The organism is Corynebacterium sp. HMSC074C01 (assembly GCF_001814605.1).
In the GTDB taxonomy this organism is placed as follows: Bacteria; Actinomycetota; Actinomycetes; order Mycobacteriales; family Mycobacteriaceae; genus Corynebacterium.
Genome location: NZ_KV817255.1, coordinates 40,245 through 56,043 on the forward strand (window position 1 = coordinate 40,245; position 15,799 = coordinate 56,043).

Annotated in this window: 15 protein-coding genes; 13 read left to right on the forward strand and 2 right to left on the reverse strand. The window is 64.2% G+C overall.

The genetic code is table 11. The features are described 5' to 3' along the window. Window positions 1–3: 3 nt before the first annotated feature. The 11 genes from HMPREF2978_RS01595 (at window position 4) to HMPREF2978_RS01645 (ending at window position 12,637) form a co-directional block, all read left to right on the forward strand. Window positions 4–1,101, forward strand: a complete 1,098-nt coding sequence (locus tag HMPREF2978_RS01595; protein WP_070743762.1) for a MalY/PatB family protein — start codon at window positions 4–6, stop codon at window positions 1,099–1,101. A gap of 38 nt (window positions 1,102–1,139) precedes the next feature. Beyond that, window positions 1,140–2,480, forward strand: coding sequence for a branched-chain amino acid transport system II carrier protein (gene brnQ / locus HMPREF2978_RS01600; RefSeq protein ID WP_070743764.1), 1,341 nt, complete (start codon window positions 1,140–1,142; stop codon window positions 2,478–2,480). Between the two features lie 3 nt (window positions 2,481–2,483). Beyond that, window positions 2,484–3,464, forward strand: coding sequence for an LLM class flavin-dependent oxidoreductase (locus HMPREF2978_RS01605; RefSeq protein ID WP_070743766.1), 981 nt, complete (start codon window positions 2,484–2,486; stop codon window positions 3,462–3,464). A gap of 70 nt (window positions 3,465–3,534) precedes the next feature. Further along, a complete protein-coding gene (locus HMPREF2978_RS01610) occupies window positions 3,535–4,290 on the forward strand; it encodes a GntR family transcriptional regulator (protein ID WP_070743768.1) in 756 nt (251 codons plus the stop codon). Then, window positions 4,290–5,708: an ABC transporter substrate-binding protein gene (locus tag HMPREF2978_RS01615; RefSeq protein ID WP_070743770.1), complete on the forward strand. Its 1,419-nt coding sequence runs from the start codon at window positions 4,290–4,292 to the stop codon at window positions 5,706–5,708. Before HMPREF2978_RS01610 ends, HMPREF2978_RS01615 begins: the two co-directional genes overlap by 1 nt. Beyond that, window positions 5,705–6,610 carry an ABC transporter permease gene (locus tag HMPREF2978_RS01620; protein WP_070743772.1) on the forward strand — a complete coding sequence of 302 codons (906 nt, stop codon included), beginning with the start codon at window positions 5,705–5,707 and terminating at the stop codon, window positions 6,608–6,610. The genes HMPREF2978_RS01615 and HMPREF2978_RS01620 overlap by 4 nt, the downstream gene beginning before the upstream one ends. Beyond that, entirely contained in the window at window positions 6,607–7,365 is a 759-nt protein-coding gene (locus HMPREF2978_RS01625; RefSeq protein WP_070743787.1) for an ABC transporter permease, read from the forward strand. The genes HMPREF2978_RS01620 and HMPREF2978_RS01625 overlap by 4 nt, the downstream gene beginning before the upstream one ends. After that, on the forward strand, window positions 7,349–8,569 hold the full coding sequence (locus HMPREF2978_RS01630; protein WP_070743774.1) for an ATP-binding cassette domain-containing protein: 1,221 nt from the start codon (window positions 7,349–7,351) through the stop codon (window positions 8,567–8,569). Before HMPREF2978_RS01625 ends, HMPREF2978_RS01630 begins: the two co-directional genes overlap by 17 nt. Then, entirely contained in the window at window positions 8,541–10,178 is a 1,638-nt protein-coding gene (locus tag HMPREF2978_RS01635) for an FUSC family protein (RefSeq protein WP_070743776.1), read from the forward strand. Before HMPREF2978_RS01630 ends, HMPREF2978_RS01635 begins: the two co-directional genes overlap by 29 nt. Before the next feature lie 272 nt (window positions 10,179–10,450). Then, entirely contained in the window at window positions 10,451–12,256 is a 1,806-nt protein-coding gene (locus HMPREF2978_RS01640; protein WP_371326350.1) for a BCCT family transporter, read from the forward strand. Further along, a complete protein-coding gene (locus HMPREF2978_RS01645) occupies window positions 12,257–12,637 on the forward strand; it encodes a hypothetical protein (RefSeq protein ID WP_070743780.1) in 381 nt (126 codons plus the stop codon). Here the strand turns inward: HMPREF2978_RS01645 and HMPREF2978_RS12665 are convergent. Continuing rightward, window positions 12,634–12,885, reverse strand: coding sequence for a response regulator transcription factor (locus HMPREF2978_RS12665; protein WP_246818709.1), 252 nt, complete (start codon window positions 12,883–12,885; stop codon window positions 12,634–12,636). The genes HMPREF2978_RS01645 and HMPREF2978_RS12665 overlap by 4 nt on opposite strands. Between HMPREF2978_RS12665 and HMPREF2978_RS01650 the strand changes: the two genes are divergently transcribed. Then, window positions 12,884–13,285, forward strand: a complete 402-nt coding sequence (locus HMPREF2978_RS01650) for a hypothetical protein (RefSeq protein WP_246818710.1) — start codon at window positions 12,884–12,886, stop codon at window positions 13,283–13,285. The two genes, HMPREF2978_RS12665 and HMPREF2978_RS01650, sit on opposite strands and share 2 nt — an antisense overlap. On the opposite strand, the gene HMPREF2978_RS01655 is transcribed toward HMPREF2978_RS01650, so the two are convergent. Then, window positions 13,221–14,588 carry a M20 metallopeptidase family protein gene (locus HMPREF2978_RS01655; protein ID WP_070743783.1) on the reverse strand — a complete coding sequence of 456 codons (1,368 nt, stop codon included), beginning with the start codon at window positions 14,586–14,588 and terminating at the stop codon, window positions 13,221–13,223. The genes HMPREF2978_RS01650 and HMPREF2978_RS01655 overlap by 65 nt on opposite strands. A gap of 62 nt (window positions 14,589–14,650) precedes the next feature. On the opposite strand from HMPREF2978_RS01655, the gene HMPREF2978_RS01660 reads away from it, so the two are divergent. Beyond that, window positions 14,651–15,733 (forward strand): alpha/beta hydrolase, encoded by a 1,083-nt coding sequence (locus tag HMPREF2978_RS01660; protein WP_070743785.1) that lies wholly within the window; start codon window positions 14,651–14,653, stop codon window positions 15,731–15,733. The last annotated feature ends 66 nt before the right edge of the window (window positions 15,734–15,799 follow it).

The following is a 15,799-nucleotide window of genomic DNA, read 5'->3' on the forward strand; positions in this document are numbered from 1 at the left end:
CGCATGCATTTCCCTAGCCTGAAAGAACTCTCTGCCCGCGGCACCCGCAAGTGGACCGTCTTTGATGAGGACATCATTCCGCTGTGGATCGCTGAATCAGACTTCCTCACCGCGCCGGCGGTCAAGGAAGCCATCCAAGAGGCTGTCGACGCCGAGTCCTTCGGCTACACGCCGGCACCCAAGGCCTCCGAGCTCAACGCGGCGCTGGCGGATTTCTATGAATCCCGCTACGGCTGGCGCCCGGAACACGTCTTCTGGATCGGGGATGTCGTGCGCGGCTTGCTGCTCGGGGTGCAGTACTTCACCGAGGGTGCCGTGGCCGTGCCGGTCCCCTCCTACCCGCCGCTGCTGGAGCTGCCGGAGACCGCCGGGCGCGAGAAGATTGAAACCTCGCTGGAGCTAGAGGATATCGAGCGCGCCTTTAAGGCCGGCGCCGGCTCCATCCTGCTCTCCCACCCCTATAACCCGCTGGGCATCGTCTTCGACGAGGACTGGCTGCGGGGCCTCGTGGAGCTGGCGGATAAGTATGATGCCCGCATCCTCTCCGATGAGATCCACGCCCCGCTGGTCTACGAGGGCCGCCACATCCCGCTCGGTGCCTTGTCCGATCGCGTTATTACCGTCACCGCCACGTCCAAGGCGTGGAACACCGCGGGCCTCAAGTGCGCGCAGGTGATCTTCTCCAACACCGCGGATGTCGAGCGTTGGAACTCGCTGACCGGCGTGGCTAAGGACGGCACCGGCACGCTCGGTGTCTTGGCTGCGGAGGCCGCCTACCGCCACGGTGGGGAGTTCCTTGACGAGGAGATTGAGTACCTGAAGAAGACCCGCGACTGGTTGGTGGAGGAGTTACCCAAGCGCGTTCCGGGTCTCAAAACCTCCCACCCGCAGGCCACCTACCTGCTGTGGTTGGACTTTAGCGAGACCGCCATTGGGGATAACCCGAAGCCCGCGGCCTGGGTGCGCGAGCACGCCAAGGTAGCCCTCAACGAGGGCGTGACTTTCGGTACGGGCGGCGAGCATCATGCCCGTCTTAATTTTGCAACCTCCCGTGAGCTGCTCGAAGAGGCACTCGACCGGCTGGAGAAAGCATTTAGCTAAAATTTACATCTCATGTCATGGGCATTATCCTTAGAAAAATGTCCATTAATGACGTTCAGGCCCCCGCCCAGTCCGCTTCGAAGACGAGCTCGCCCATCGGCATCGTGATCGTTGCCTCCCTCATGCTCTTCTCCATGTTCTTCGGAGCGGGCAACCTCATCTTCCCGCCGGAGGTCGGTGTCTCCTCCGGCACCAACTTCTGGCCTGCTACCTTGGGCTTCCTCGCTGCTGGCGTAGCTCTGCCGGTTTTAGCGGTGATCGCGGTGGCCATTTCCGGCCAGTCCGTACGCGATATCGGAAACCACGGCGGCAAGATTTTCGGCGTGGCCTTCTCCGTCATCGCCTACCTGGCCATCGGCGCCTTCTATGCCCTGCCGCGTACCGGCGCGGTGTCCATGGAAACCGCGATTACCCCGCTGCTTGGCTGGGAAGGAACCTTCGCCAACGGCGCCTTCAACGTCGTCTTCTTCCTCATCGCATTGGCACTGGCTTGGCGCCCCAACAACATCATTGACACCTTGGGCAAGTTCCTCACCCCGGCGCTGGTCATCCTGCTCGCGGTACTCATCACCCTCGCCACCGTGGCGAATCCCCGCATCCCCGGCGCCCCGACTGAGGAGTACGCCTCCGCGCCCTTCGTCACGGGCCTCTTCGAGGGCTACAACACGATGGACGCCATCGCAGGCCTGGCTTTCTCCATCGTCATCGTGACCTCGCTGCGCTCCAAAGGCTTCTCCACCAACCGCGCGCTGCTGCGCGGAACCATCACGTCCGCCGTCATCGCCGGTGCGCTGCTTGCCGCTATCTACCTGGGCCTGGCGTGGATCGGCCAAACCATGCCGAATGGCGCCTCCTATGATTCCGGCGCCGCCTTGCTTGCCGACGCCTCCAACCTCACCATGGGCAACGTCGGCCAGGCCGTCTTCTCCGCCATCGTCATCTTGGCGTGCATGACCACCGCCGTGGGCCTGATTTCCGCCACCTCGGAGTTCTTCGCTCTGCTCGTGCCGAAGACCAACTACCACTTCTGGGCCTGCTTGTTTACCGCGCTGTCCATCGCCTTCGCCTTCCAAGGCCTGGACACGGTGCTTGCCATCGCGGTTCCCTTCATCGTGTTCTTGTACCCGCCGGCTATCTCGCTGATCGCGCTGACGCTTCTGCAACCGGTAGTCAAGAAGTGGGTCACCTTCTACTGGGGCTTCCGCCTGGCACTGTGGGTTTCCGTGCTGTGGTCCGCCGCCACTTCCTTCGGCGCCCCGCTCAGCTTCTCCCCTGGTCAGGACGTTGACTTGGGCTGGGTGGTTCCTACGTTCCTCGCATTTGCCATCGGCGTTATCATCGACGTTGTATCTACATCCTCGTCGAAGAAAAGTGAGTAGTTCATGACGCCCCGCGCCGCCCTATCCATTCTCGATTTCTGCACCATTTATGAGGGGGAGAACCCTTCTCAGTCCATGGCTAGGTCGGTCGAGCTAGCGCAACAGGCGGAGGCCTTGGGCTTTGAGCGCATGTGGTACACCGAGCACCACAACATGCCCTCTATTTCCTCCTCCGCTCCGGCAGTGCTCATCGCCCACATCGGCGCGAAGACCGAGCGCATTCGCCTCGGCTCTGGTGGCATCATGCTGCCGAACCACGCACCTTATGTTATCGCTGAACAATTCGGCACCCTCGCCGAGCTCTACCCCGGCCGCATCGACTTAGGCCTGGGCCGCGCGCCCGGCACCGACATGCAAACCTTGGGCCGCGCGCTGCGCCGCGATGGCCACGCGGCCGAGCGCTTCCCCGAGGACGTCAAAGAGCTGCAGGGCTACCTCTCCGGAAAGCCCCTCATCCCCGGCGTGAAGGCCATCCCCGGCCACGGCACGAACGTGCCCATTTATATCCTGGGTTCCTCGCTCTTCGGCGCCTCGCTCGCCGCGAAGTTCGGTCTGCCTTATGCCTTCGCCTCGCACTTTGCCCCGCAGCACCTGGAAGCCGCCACGGCCTATTACCGCGAAAATTACCAGCCTTCCGAGGCCCACCCCGAGCCCTATGTCATCGCCGGCGTCAACGTCACAGCGGGTGATAACGCCGAGGAGGAATTCGAAAAGGTCTGCTTCCGCCGCGTCAAGGCCTTCGCAGGCCGCGGCAAGCAGCTCAGCGACGCCGACGTCGCCCGCATCATCGACTCCCCGCAAGGCCAGCAGATCATCGGCATGATGAAGTACTCCGCCGTCGGCAATATCGAGCACGTCCGCGAATACCTCACCGAATTCCAAGAACTGGCCCAGGCGGACGAGCTCATGATCTCCCTGCAATCCACAAGCCACAAGGCAGCGTTGGGTAATATGGCAAACCTGGCACAAGCGTGGCAGATGTAGGAACAGGCGCATACGCGCGTACGCACATCCTTGCCCGTCACAGCGTTTTTCTACATAGAGGAGAATCTCGGTGGCCCTTCGCCGTACACAGCAACACAGCATGATCGCTGATTACCTGCGCAACCTCATTCGCAGCAAGAAGCTTTCTCCTGGTGATTTCCTACCCAGCGAGGCCGAGCTCTGCGAGCAATTCTCCTCTTCTCGCGGCCCCGTGCGCCAAGCCGTCGCGGCGCTGCGCTCGGAAGGGCTCATCTCCTCCGGCCGCGGCCGCCGCTCCGTTGTCCTCGGCCGTTTTACCTCGGAGTCCTTCGACTCCATCTATTCCGTAACGCACTGGCTGCGCGAGCGCGGCTTCGAGCCCGGCGCCTCCACCCTGTGGCTGGGCCGCTGCCCCGCTACCGATAGGGAGGCCGAGTTCCTGCGGGTAGAGCCCGGCTCCCCCGTAATCTTCGTGCACCGCGTGCGCAGCGCCAACGGCCTGCCCATCGCCATCGAGCGCATGTTCTTCCCACTGGAGGTGGGCAGCCAGATCCTCAGCTTCGATGCCGACAATGAGTCCATCCACGATCACCTGCGTAGCCAAGGCGTGGACTTCGACAACGTCAACCGCGAGCTCTCCCTCGCCTCCGCCAGCGAGGAGGATGCGCGCTCCCTCAATGTCGAGCCCGGCACCCCGCTGTGGCGCCTGCACTTGGACATCTCGGATCACTCCGGGCATCCCGTTGAGTGCACCGAAATCCTGTACCTCGGGGACCGCATGACGCTGGGCATGACGAACGTGCGCGGCACCACGTCCCCGCTCGAGGTCAAGCTGTCGGAAGGATGATGAAGGCCTGGATTGGTGCGCTGGGGGTGATCGTGGGGGCGTCGCTAAGCGCGTGCTCTGCCGGCTCCACGGCGGTGGTGGATTCGGATTCCGCCACGCTGACGCTGGCCACGACGACGCCGGCGACCTCCCTGGATTTCACCACCGTTGGCGGCGCCGCCATCCCGGCAGCGCTCATGAGCAACGTCTACGAAACCCTGGTGCGCATCTCCCCAGAGGGAGAGATTGTCCCCGGCCTCGCCGATTCCTGGGAGGTCGAGTCCACGCGCTATACCTTCCGCCTGCGTGAGGCTTCCTTCTCCAACGGCGAGGCCTTCACCGCACACACCGCCGCGTGGTCCATCAACGCGGTGAAGACGGAGTGGACGAACGGCATTAGCGCCCAGATGGACGTGGTGGACTCCGCCACGGCTGTCGACGATCACACGCTCGTTGTCACCCTAAGCCGACCCTCCACCGGGTGGCTGTGGTCCATGGGTACCGCCATCGGCGCGATGCGCACCCCCACCGAAGCGGTGGGCACCGGCCCCTTCGCCGTCGCGGGCTTCTCCCCCAACGAATACATTGCGCTGCGCGCCCGCCCGGACTACTGGGGCACCCCAGCGGAAGAAGACATCACCATCCGCTACTTCCCGGATTCCCTCACCGCGGTCAACGCCCTGCGCTCCGGCGGGGTCGATGCCGTGTGGGGCGTGCAGAACCCCGAGCTGCTCGACACCCTCGATGACTCCATCGAAACCGCCATGGGTACCACGAACGGTGAGGTCCTGCTGTCCATGAATAACCAGGCAGCGCCTTTCGACGATCCCCGCGTGCGCCGCGCCGTGGCGTATGGAATCGACCGCCACGCGGCCAACGAGATCCTCTGGGAAGGCCGCGCGCAGGACACTGGCGGCGCACCCGTCCCGCCGACCGATCCCTGGTTTAGTGGGAAGGACTACTACCCTTATCATCCGGCGCGCGCCCGCGCGCTGATGGAAGAGGCCGGGGCGGTGGGCACGCCGCTCACGCTCACCGTGCCAAGCCTGCCCTATGCGCAAACACTCTCCGAGTTCCTCTACTCGCAGCTGACGGAGATGGGCTTTGAGGTCACGCTCGAGACCGCGGAGTTTCCCGCGGTGTGGCTGAGCCAAGTCATGGGCGCAAAGGACTATCAGATGTCGCTCGTCGCCCACGTCGAGCCGCGCGATATCCCCACGATTTTTGGCAACCCGGATTATTACCTCGGCTATGATTCGCCGCAGGCCCGCACGCTATTGGAACAGGATGACATGACAGGCGCTGTGGACCAGATCATGGAAGATATGCCCGCCCTGACCTTGATGAATATGCCCAATATCGTGCTCTACCGCGAGGGCCTGACCGGCCTGCAGCCGAACCAGATCACCGATGCCATTGAATTGCGAGGGGTGCGATGAGAGTCCTGCGCTTCCTCGGCACCATGTGGACCGCCTCCATCATCATCTTCCTGCTCATGCGGGCCGTGCCCGGCAACCCGGCGCGCGTGGCCTTGGGCGTCAACGCCACGGATGAGGCCGTGGAGCAACTAACGCACTCCATGGGCTTGGACCGCCCGCTTCTCGTCCAATACCTGGAGTGGATGAAGGGCTTGTTGACCGGCAACTTCGGCATCTCCCTGTCCTCGCAGCAGGACATCACCCCGCTGGTGATTGACCGCGCGCAGGTCACGCTGTTGCTCATAGGGCTGGCCATCGCCCTCGCCCTGGCCGGGGCTATCCCCATGGGCATCCTGCTGGCCCGCTTTAGGCTCCCCGTGCTCAATGCCGCCACGCAGCTGGGTATCGCGGTGCCCAGCTTCCTGGTCGGTATTTTGCTCGTCGCTGTCTTCTCCGTGCACCTGGGCTGGCTGCCGGCCAACGGCTGGCAGTTGCCGCGCGAGGGCCTCAGCCACCTCGTCCTGCCGGTCATCTCGCTGGCGCTGGTGCAAGGAGCGATGCTCACCCGCTACGTGCGCGCCACCCTCCGCGAGGAAATGGACAAGGACTATATCCGCACCGCCCGCTCCCTGGGCGAATCCCGCACAGGGGCGCTGATCCGCCACGGCCTGCGCAACGCCGCCCTGCCGGTGCTCACCGTCACCGGCGTGCAGCTGAGCACCCTGGTGGTAGGCGCGGTGGTCATCGAGAATGTCTTTGTCATCCCAGGTCTGGGCTCGCTGCTTCTCGACGCCGTCTCCACCCGCGACCTCACCACCGTCCAGACCCTCATCATGGTCTTCGTAACCTTCACGCTGACCGTCAACCTGCTCACGGACCTGGCCTACCGGGTCATCGACCCGCGGCTGAAGGAGGCGCGATGAAACCCGGCTATTTTCTGGTGGGCCTGACCATTCTGCTTGCGCTGGTCTCCCTGGTGTGGACGCCCTATGACCCCAACCTCATCTCCCCCGACCGCCTGGCCAGCCCCAGCCTGGAGCACCTCATGGGCACCGACCGCTTCGGGCGCGATACCTTCTCCCGCATCCTCGCCGGTGCCCAGATCACCGTGCTCGTGGGCGTCGTGGCGGTGGCCATCGCCGCGCTCATCGGCGTCCCGCTGGGCATTATCGCCGGGATGCGCGGAGGCGGTTTCATCATGGCAGCCACCGACCTGCTGCTCGCCTTCCCCGCGCTCCTACTGGCCATCGTCGCTGGAGCGGTGTGGGGATCGTCCACGCTCACGGCGACCATCGCCATCGGCATTGCCGGCATCCCCTCCTTCATCCGGGTCACGCGCTCGGGCACGCTGCAAATCATGACGCAGGACTATATCGCCGCCGCCCGCATCTCGCGCGTGCCGCCGGCGCTCATCGCGTGGCGCCACGTGCTGCCAAACCTCGGCGGGATCGTGGCCATCCAGGCCTCCGTCTACTTTGCGCTGGCCGTCCTCGCCGAAGCCGGCCTGTCCTACCTCGGCCTGGGTACTGCCCCGCCGACGGCTTCGTGGGGCCGCATGCTGCACGACGCCCAACCCCTCCTGGCCACCCACCCCCTCCAGGCGCTGTGGCCCGGGCTGGCCATCGCCGGCACCGTCCTCGGATTCAACCTGCTAGGAAGCCATGCTGACCGTCACTGATCTGCGCGTGGGCCCCGTTGGCCCCCTCTCCTTCTCCATCGCTCCCGGCGAGCGCGTCGGCCTCGTCGGCGATTCCGGCAGCGGCAAGTCCCTCACCGCCTTGGCCATCATGGGGCTGTTGCCCGACCACCTGCAGGCCACCGGCTCCATCCAGTTCAACGGCCAGGAGCTGCTGGGCATGCGCGACCGCGACCTGCGCAAACTGCCGCTGGCCATGGTCTTCCAGGAACCCATGACCGCGCTCGACCCGCTGATGAAGGTGCCCGGCTTCGACCGCTTCCCGCACCAGCTCTCCGGCGGGCAGCGCCAGCGCGCGCTCATCGAGATGGCCATGGCCCGCCACCCCAAGCTCCTCATCTGCGATGAGCCGACCACAGCCCTGGATCCCTTCACCCAGGAGGAAATCCTCTCCACCATCGTGGATGCCGCGGATAACGAGGACACAGCGCTGCTGTTTATTAGCCATGACCAGGACGTCGTCAAGCGCGTGTGCGACCGCGTCGTGCGCATCGGTGAGCTCACCACGCCCGATCTCACCCCACCACCCGTACCTACCTTGGGCGAGCCCGTCATCACGCTCAAGAACGTGACCAAGGCCTACCGCGGGGTAACCGCACTGGATGATGTCTCCCTCACCGTCCGCGAGGGCGAACGCCTCGGCATCGTCGGCGGCTCCGGCTCCGGCAAATCCACGCTGCTCAAGCTACTCACCGGTTTGGCGGAGCCGACCTCGGGAACGGTGGACGTCGCCAAGCGCGTGCACATGGTCTTCCAAGACCCCAAGGGCTCGCTCAACCCGCGCATGCCCATTTGGAAGATCGTGGCCGAGGGCGGCGGGACACGCGAGGAGGCCGAGACCGTGCTGCGGGAGGTCGGCATCGATGGCTTCGAACGTTATCCACGGGACTTCTCCGGCGGGCAGCGCCAACGCATTTCGCTGGCGCGCGCCGTGGTGGGCAAGCCGGAGATCCTACTGGCGGACGAGGCCGTCTCGGCACTAGACGCCACCTCGCGGGCCCAGGTCCTCGAGCTATTGCAGCGCGTGACGAAGGACATGACGCTGGTTTTCGTCTCCCACGACATCGACGTCGTGCGTCACTTGTGCCCCACGGTGGCGGTCTTGCAGGACGGCCGGCTGGTCGAACGCGGCGAAGCGAGTAAGGTGTTCTCCCGATATGGAACACCCTCTGCCGCAACGCCCTAACGCCCTTCAGCTCTTTACCGCCTTCAACACCTCCGCGCGCCGCTGGCCCGGTGCCCTGCGCGCGGCGTTGGCGATCATTATCCCCGGCGGGATCGCTGTAGCGACGGGCCACCCGGATGCGGTGCTGCTCGTTTCGGCGGGCGCGTTTTCCGTCATCTACGGCGAGGGGCACCCCTACCGCACGCGGCGCCGCGTGATCCTCACCGCTGGCGGGCTGCTCACGCTGGCGGCCACGGCCGGCTCCCTCGTCGGCGTGCATGGCCTGGCGCTGTCCGCGGTGTTTACGGTGATGTTGGCAACCATCGGCGCGTTCGTGCAGAATGCGCTGCGGCTACCGCCGCCGGGTTCCTTCTTCATCGTGATGGTGGCCGGTGGTTCCACGATGCTGCGCGGGGTTTCGCCGTGGGAGGTGGCCGCATGGAGCCTGGCCGGCGTGGCGGCCGGCTACGTGCTGGGCATGGTGCCGCGCTTTAGGGATCCGCACGGCCCGGAGACCCGCGCGGTGGCCGCGCTGGAAAAGGCCGCCGAGGCCTTCGTGAACTCCGATAGCGATTTCCTGGCTCGCCACCACCAGGCGCAGTCCGCGATTTCCACGGCCTGGCAAGCGCTTGCCGACGCCGGCGTCATCCGCGGCGGCCGCATCCGCCACCCCGCCCAAGCGGAACTGGTCCACCGCGCGCTGGCCGCGCAGCAGCGCATCGTGGCGCACCACAAGCAGGTGGGCGGCAACTCGGATGAGCTCTCTGATTCCCCCACCTACGTGGACCCGGACCGCACCAGCATCCCGCACACCAAGCCAACGATGCGCTACCGCTTCTACCGGGCCGCGGTGGGCAATTCCCACGCGGTGGTGACGGCGGAGAAGATCGCCCTTGGCGGCCTGGCCACCGCGTTCATTGGCATGGCGCTGGGGCTCAACCGCCCGGATTGGGGCGCGGTCTCGGTGCTCCTGCTCTTGCAGTGGGGACCGGACCGAGTACCGGGCACGATTCGCGGCGTGCAGCGCATGCTGGGTTCGGTATTGGGCGTGTGCGTCTTCGCGCTCATTGCTTCTTTCAGCCCGCACGGCTGGGGGCTGGTGCTCGCGCTGGCCTTCTGCCAGTTCTGCGCGGAGATCCTCGTGGTCAAGAACTACGCGCTGTGCGTGATCTTCTCCACGCCGCTCGCTTTGCTCATGGGCAACTCTTCGGAGCACATGGCCCACACCATCGGCTCGCGCATGGCGGAGATTGGGCTCTCCGTGATCGTGGCCATGCTCTTCTTGTGGCTGTGGAAGCCACGCGCCCAGCTGACCAACCACTACCGCCTGCAAACGCGCTGCTTCGAGGCAATGGCCGCCCTGCTAGGCGCGCTGTTGATTAAGACCCCGGAGGAGGCGCTGGCACAGCGCCGCGACCTGCACTACGAGCTGCTCTCGGAACGCCGCAGCATCCAGTCACTGGCCACCAATCACTCCGATATCAGCGAGTTCTGGGAGCGCCACACCGCCTTGCAAACGGCCGGCTACTTCCTCCTAGATTTCTGCGTGGTCAACCCACTCACGCAGCCCAGCCGCGCGGAGTTGGATACGCTCATTGAAAAGATCACCGCAGCGGAGATGCGGTCCTGAGCTCCTAACCCGGGCTGCTCGCGGATTATTTCACGGACAGCAAAAGGTTCGGGTCGAGTACGTGTTCCTCCACGAGCTCGAAGAGCGCGAAGGCTTCCTCCAGCTCACGGACATTCTCATCAAAATTAGGCAGCGACATGGCATTCCAATCGACGCAGAAATAAGTGCCTTCATCCTAGCTCACACCACTGTCATTTGGCGCACCTGCGATAATGGTGAGCGTGAACACTCGAAAATCTACAGGTCCACCCGTTGGCATCTATCCTCACGACATGCACCCAGGCTTGGTTCCGGGCATCGGCGTGGAGGATCAGCGCAACGCTTTCACCCTCGACAAAATCACCTTCTTCAGCACGGCCACCTTCGTCGTAGCGTTCATCATCTGGGGCATTAGCTCACCAGAATCCGTCTCCACCGCCTCCTCCACCGCCTTTTCCTGGGCCATCACCAACGCCGGCTGGCTGCTCAACATCACCATGATGATGGCCGTCGCCACCATGCTCTACATCGGCTGCTCCCGCCTGGGCCGCATCAAGCTCGGCACAGATGACGAGGAACCCGAGTTCGGCTGGTTCAGCTGGGTCGCCATGATGTTCGGCGCCGGCATCGGCGTCGGCATCTTCTTCTACGGCCCGTCGGAGCCGCTGTCGCACTACATCTCCCCGCCACCCCACACCGTCGACGGCAACAGCGTCGAAGCCCTCCACCAATCCATGGCTCAGGCGCACTACCACTGGGGACTATCGCCCTGGGCGGCTTATGCGCTCGTCGGCGGGGCAATCGCCTACTCTTCCTATCGCCGCGGGCGCGTTCCGCTCGTGTCCTCGATTTTCAAGCCGCTATTCGGCTCCCGCGATACCGACGGCCCGCTGGGCAAGCTTATCGACGTCCTCGCGCTCGTCGCCACGCTCTTCGGCACTGCTGCCACGCTGGGGCTTTCCGCCATCCAGATCGGCCAGGGTGTCTCCATCATCCGCGGTGCTGGCCCCCTGACGAACTCCGTGCTCATCGTGATCATCGCGGTCCTGGGCTGTGGTTTCATCATCTCGGCGGTGTCCGGTGTCTCCCGCGGCGTGCGCTACCTTTCCAACTTCAACATCACGCTGACACTCGGCCTGGTCATCTTTGTCTTCTTCACCGGCCCGACCTTGCTCCTGCTCAACCTCGTGCCCTCCGGCATCGTCACCTACATCGACCAGCTTTTGCCCATGATGGCTAAGGGCCTGTCCTGGGGTGATGAAACCATCGAGTTCCAGTCCTACTGGACTGCCTTCTACTGGGCATGGTGGATCGCGTGGACGCCCTTCGTCGGCATGTTCGTGGCCCGCATCTCCCGCGGCCGCACGCTGCGCGAATTCACCGCCGTCACCGTCTTCGCGCCCTCCCTCATCCTCATTTTGGCCTTCACCATCTTCGGCGGCACGGCCATCACCTTCCAGCGCGAGAACTTGCCCAACTTTGACGGCTCCGCCTCCGGCGAGCAGGTGCTCTTCGCCATGTTCGATAATCTGCCGCTGAGCAGCATCACGCCCTTCATCCTGATCGTGGTCTTAGCGGTCTTCTTCATCACCTCGGCCGACTCGGCGTCGGTCATCATGGGAACCATGTCCTCCAAGGGAGACCCCGCCCCCAACAAGTTCATCGTCATTTTCTGGGGACTGTGCATGATGGGCATTGCAGTCGTCATGCTGCTGACCGGCGGTGAGGACGTGCTCACCGGCTTGCAGAACCTCACCATCCTCTCGGCGCTGCCTTTCTGCATCGTGCTGCTCGTCATGATGGTGGCCTTCATCAAGGACCTGCGCTCCGACCCGATGTTCATCCGCCGCGCCTACGCGCGCGCTGCGGTGGAAAATGCCGTCGTGCGCGGCATTGAGGAACACGGCGATGACTTCGAGCTCACCGTCGAGCACGCCGACGAAGGCCGCGGTGCCGGCTCCGACTTCGACTCCTCAGCGCACCGCTACACGGACTGGTACCAGCGCACCGATGAAAAGGGCGAGAATGTAGACTACGACTTCGACACCGATACCTGGGCCGATGGCTACGACCCGAACTCTGAACAGAAGGAGACCTAAGTGGGCATCCCCGACGATGTCGTCCTCGACGGCTACACGCTTATCGAACAGCACGAAGCGGACCACGAGTTCCTCATCAATGGCTCGCCGCTCGCCGTGGATACGCCTCTGCTATTCGCGCTCACGATTGTTGGTGTTCTCCTCGTGGCGGCCAGCTTCTTCCTGCGCAGGCCGGGCCGCATCATCGCCGGGCTCTTGGGCGCGATCCTGACGCTGACCAAGCTGTGGTGGATGCCCATCGCACTGGCCCAACAGTTCAACGACAGCCAGGTCTTTGGCTACACGGTGAAGTACTACCCCCAGTACTGGCCGGCGGCCTCCGTCATCGTGGTCGTCATCGCTATCATCGGCATCATTTCCGCCTTCCTCCGCCGACGCTAACGCGATTCCAACACCGCGATCGCAATGTGCACGCGGTTGGTACTGCCGATCTTGTCCAAGATGTGCTTGATATGGGTCTTCACCGTGGTCACGTAAACGTAGAGCTGTCCGGAAATCTCCTGGTTGTCTAGGCCCTTGGCCACGAGTTGCGCCACGCTGTTCTTCCTGCGCCGCCGGCTGGCAATTGCACACGGCGTGGTGTGGGGCTTAGCCGTCTCCGGGCTCGCGGTGGAGCTCAATACAAACATGAATCACCTTCTCGCCCGCGCGGGCCTAGAGTGGCTGGACGGTGCGGGTTACGCTCCCTTCAACGAGGAAGTGTTGAAGCTCCTCGGAGTGCTGCTTATCTGCACCTGCGTCATCCGCCTGGTGCCCAACCCGCTCTCCCACTCGCTGTTCGCCGGGCTCGGCGCCTACGGTCTATCGCAGAAGCAGCCGTTGCGCTGGCTCATTGCCGCCATCGCGGTGCACGCCACGAAGAATCTCTTCCCGTCGTTAAGCACTGCGCTCGACGACGCCATCTGGCCCCTCCTCGCCGGCATGGTCATCGTGCTCGCCGAATGGGTAGCCACCATCTGGGGCACTATTGCGCTGCGGAAGAAGGCGGCTGTGCATCCGCCCCTGTCCCCTGCACCGGCGCACGCATAGCCTTCGTGGCCGGCGAAGGGTGGGCGTCCTCGGCGGCGAGGCGCTCAAAGGCCACCGCCGCCAGGGCTGCGGCTTGGTCTCCCAGGACGGAATCATCGAAGCGCACCTGCGGCGAGTGGTTCCACTCGCGCATGTGCTCCGGGGTGTGCGGATCGCCCGTACCGAACCACATGAAGGTGCCCGGAACCTGGGCGAGTACCGCGCCGAAGTCTTCCGAGGCCATCATCGGGGTGTCCATGGTCAGCACGTTTTCCGCGCCGAACATACCCGCCCACAACGACGCCGCGAACTGGTCCTCGCGCGCTGAGGTCTTTGTCGCCGAATACAGGACCTCAAAATCCACCTTCGCGGTGCAGCGGTGCGAGGCCGCCACGGAGCTCGAGACCTCGATGATCATTTGGCGGACGGCGTCGATGTGTTCGTCGCGAAGCACGCGTACCGTCGCACCCAACTCCGCCTTGTCCGGGATGACGTTGACCGCGCCATCGCCCGCGCGCAGGTTGGTCACCGTGATGACAATCGGCGAGTTTGCATCGAAACGCCGGGTCAGCGCCACCTGCAGCGCCACCTGGATCTCCGCCAAAGCCGCAACAGGATCGATCGCATCGTGCGGGCGCGAGCCATGCCCGCCCTTGCCATAGACGGTGATGCCCAAGTTAGAAGAAGAAGCCATCATCGGGCCCGCGATGTGGTGGAAAGTGCCCCGATCCTGCGGTCCGACGTGCAGACCGTAGGCGGCAATGGGGCGGCGGCCAGCAGCATCGAGCACGCCCTCATCAATCATCGGCTGCGCACCGCCTGGGCCTTCCTCGCCCGGCTGGAACATGAAGATGACATCGCCCAAGAGCTCCTTGCGGTGGCGGCACAGCATCTTCACCGCGCCGATCAGCCCGGCCGTGTGCAGGTCGTGGCCGCAGGCGTGCATGTTGTTATTCGTCGAAGCAAAGGGACTGCCCGTCTGCTCGCGCACCGGAAGGGCGTCCATGTCTGCGCGCAACAACACCGACACCGGGCGCTCACCGCGCTTGCCGCCGCGCAGGACCGCGACGATCGAGCTGAGGTCACGGCCGAGATGAATCTCCAACGGTAGCCCTTTAAGAGCTTCGAGCACCTTCTCCTGCGTGCGCGGCAGGTGCAAACCCACCTCCGGGTTCTGGTGCATATCGCGGCGGAAGGCCTGCAACTCCGGAAGCAGCTCCCGGCCTTCCTCCACGAACACGTGGCTGGCCAACCGCTCCCCCAGCTTGGCCGAAACCATCGGAAGCGGTGGCAATTGCTGACGGTGGCGCGGGGCCATCTTCATGGTGTCATCCTTTCCGAGCATGTGCGCCGAGCATACCGGAAACTGTATTAATGTAGCAGTCTATGAAACTTCTCTCTGCGCTTCTGAGCAGCGCACTTCTCATGTCCTCTGCCCCTGCCTACCAGGAATCTAGCCGCGATGAGCAATCCTCACGCTGGGGCGTGGACGCAACGTTCAGCATCATCAACGCCATGGGTTCCTCCTCACACCTTCTCACTGATCTGTTCACATCGGAACAGGAGGGCTATCCGTACCCGGTGGATGCGTCGATAAGCACAGCGTCCGTAGTCTCCCGCACGCCGACTGATGAGCCCGGCCGTGAGAAGTGGCTGGTCTCCTCGCCATCCATGGGCCGCGAGATTCCCGTCGACGTCGTCCTCGGCAACGGTGGACCGGTGGTGTATTTCTTGGAAGGTGTCGACTCCCCGGAAACCTCCAACTGGATCACCAAGGGGCATCTGAAGCGCGTCTTTGGCGACTCCGACGCCAACATCGTCATCCCCTCCCAGGGCGCTGGCTCCATGTGGACGGACTGGAATCAGGATGACCCGAAGCTGGGCCGCCACAAATGGAACACCTTCGTCACGCAGGAGCTCGCGCCGGTGGTTGAGGCGGAACTGAACCACAACGGCAAGCGCGGAATCATCGGACTATCGATGGGCGCGTCCGGCGCGGTCATGATGGCCAACAACCACCCGGGATTCTTCGATGCGGTGGCGGGTATTTCCGGCTGCTATTCCACGACGAGCACGGTGGGCCAGGGAACGGTCGACCTAACGGTGGGCAGCCTCGGTGGCAACCCGCGGAACATGTGGGGCCCGCACGGTTCAGCGGACTGGGTGCGCAATGATGTCGCGGCGAACCCGGAGGGGCTGCGCGGGGCGACGCTGTATCTCTCCGCTGCGTCGGGGGCGTGGTCGGATGAGGAAATGGCGGCCTACGCCAATAAATCCCTCGACGATCGCATTGGCGGAACCTTGTTGGAGGCCGGCTCAAAGCGTTGCACGGAGGAGTTTTCCGCCGCGCTTGACGACGCCTCCCTCCCCCACACCACCGACTACCTCGACGCCGGGGTGCACGACTGGGTGATGTTTGGCAAGCAATTGCAGCCGGCGTGGGATGCGATTAAACCGGCGCTCTACTAACGACGTCTCCCCACCCCTGAGCTGGGTGTTTCTTCCTCCGGTTGCGGGGCACATGGTGCTGGTTTA

Excerpts from the sequence above, each read along its gene's own strand:
- HMPREF2978_RS01595 (WP_070743762.1), top strand. The coding sequence starts at position 4 with ATGCATTTCCCTAGCCTGAAAGAACTCTCTGCCCGCGGCACCCGCAAG.
- brnQ (WP_070743764.1), top strand. The coding sequence starts at position 1,140 with ATGTCCATTAATGACGTTCAGGCCCCCGCCCAGTCCGCTTCGAAGACG.
- HMPREF2978_RS01605 (WP_070743766.1), top strand. The coding sequence starts at position 2,484 with ATGACGCCCCGCGCCGCCCTATCCATTCTCGATTTCTGCACCATTTAT.
- HMPREF2978_RS01615 (WP_070743770.1), top strand. The coding sequence starts at position 4,290 with ATGAAGGCCTGGATTGGTGCGCTGGGGGTGATCGTGGGGGCGTCGCTA.
- HMPREF2978_RS01620 (WP_070743772.1), top strand. The coding sequence starts at position 5,705 with ATGAGAGTCCTGCGCTTCCTCGGCACCATGTGGACCGCCTCCATCATC.
- HMPREF2978_RS01625 (WP_070743787.1), top strand. The coding sequence starts at position 6,607 with ATGAAACCCGGCTATTTTCTGGTGGGCCTGACCATTCTGCTTGCGCTG.
- HMPREF2978_RS01630 (WP_070743774.1), top strand. The coding sequence starts at position 7,349 with ATGCTGACCGTCACTGATCTGCGCGTGGGCCCCGTTGGCCCCCTCTCC.
- HMPREF2978_RS01635 (WP_070743776.1), top strand. The coding sequence starts at position 8,541 with ATGGAACACCCTCTGCCGCAACGCCCTAACGCCCTTCAGCTCTTTACC.
- HMPREF2978_RS01640 (WP_371326350.1), top strand. The coding sequence starts at position 10,451 with ATGCACCCAGGCTTGGTTCCGGGCATCGGCGTGGAGGATCAGCGCAAC.
- HMPREF2978_RS01650 (WP_246818710.1), top strand. The coding sequence starts at position 12,884 with ATGAATCACCTTCTCGCCCGCGCGGGCCTAGAGTGGCTGGACGGTGCG.
- HMPREF2978_RS12665 (WP_246818709.1), bottom strand. The coding sequence starts at position 12,885 with ATGTTTGTATTGAGCTCCACCGCGAGCCCGGAGACGGCTAAGCCCCAC.
- HMPREF2978_RS01655 (WP_070743783.1), bottom strand. The coding sequence starts at position 14,588 with ATGAAGATGGCCCCGCGCCACCGTCAGCAATTGCCACCGCTTCCGATG.
- HMPREF2978_RS01660 (WP_070743785.1), top strand. The coding sequence starts at position 14,651 with ATGAAACTTCTCTCTGCGCTTCTGAGCAGCGCACTTCTCATGTCCTCT.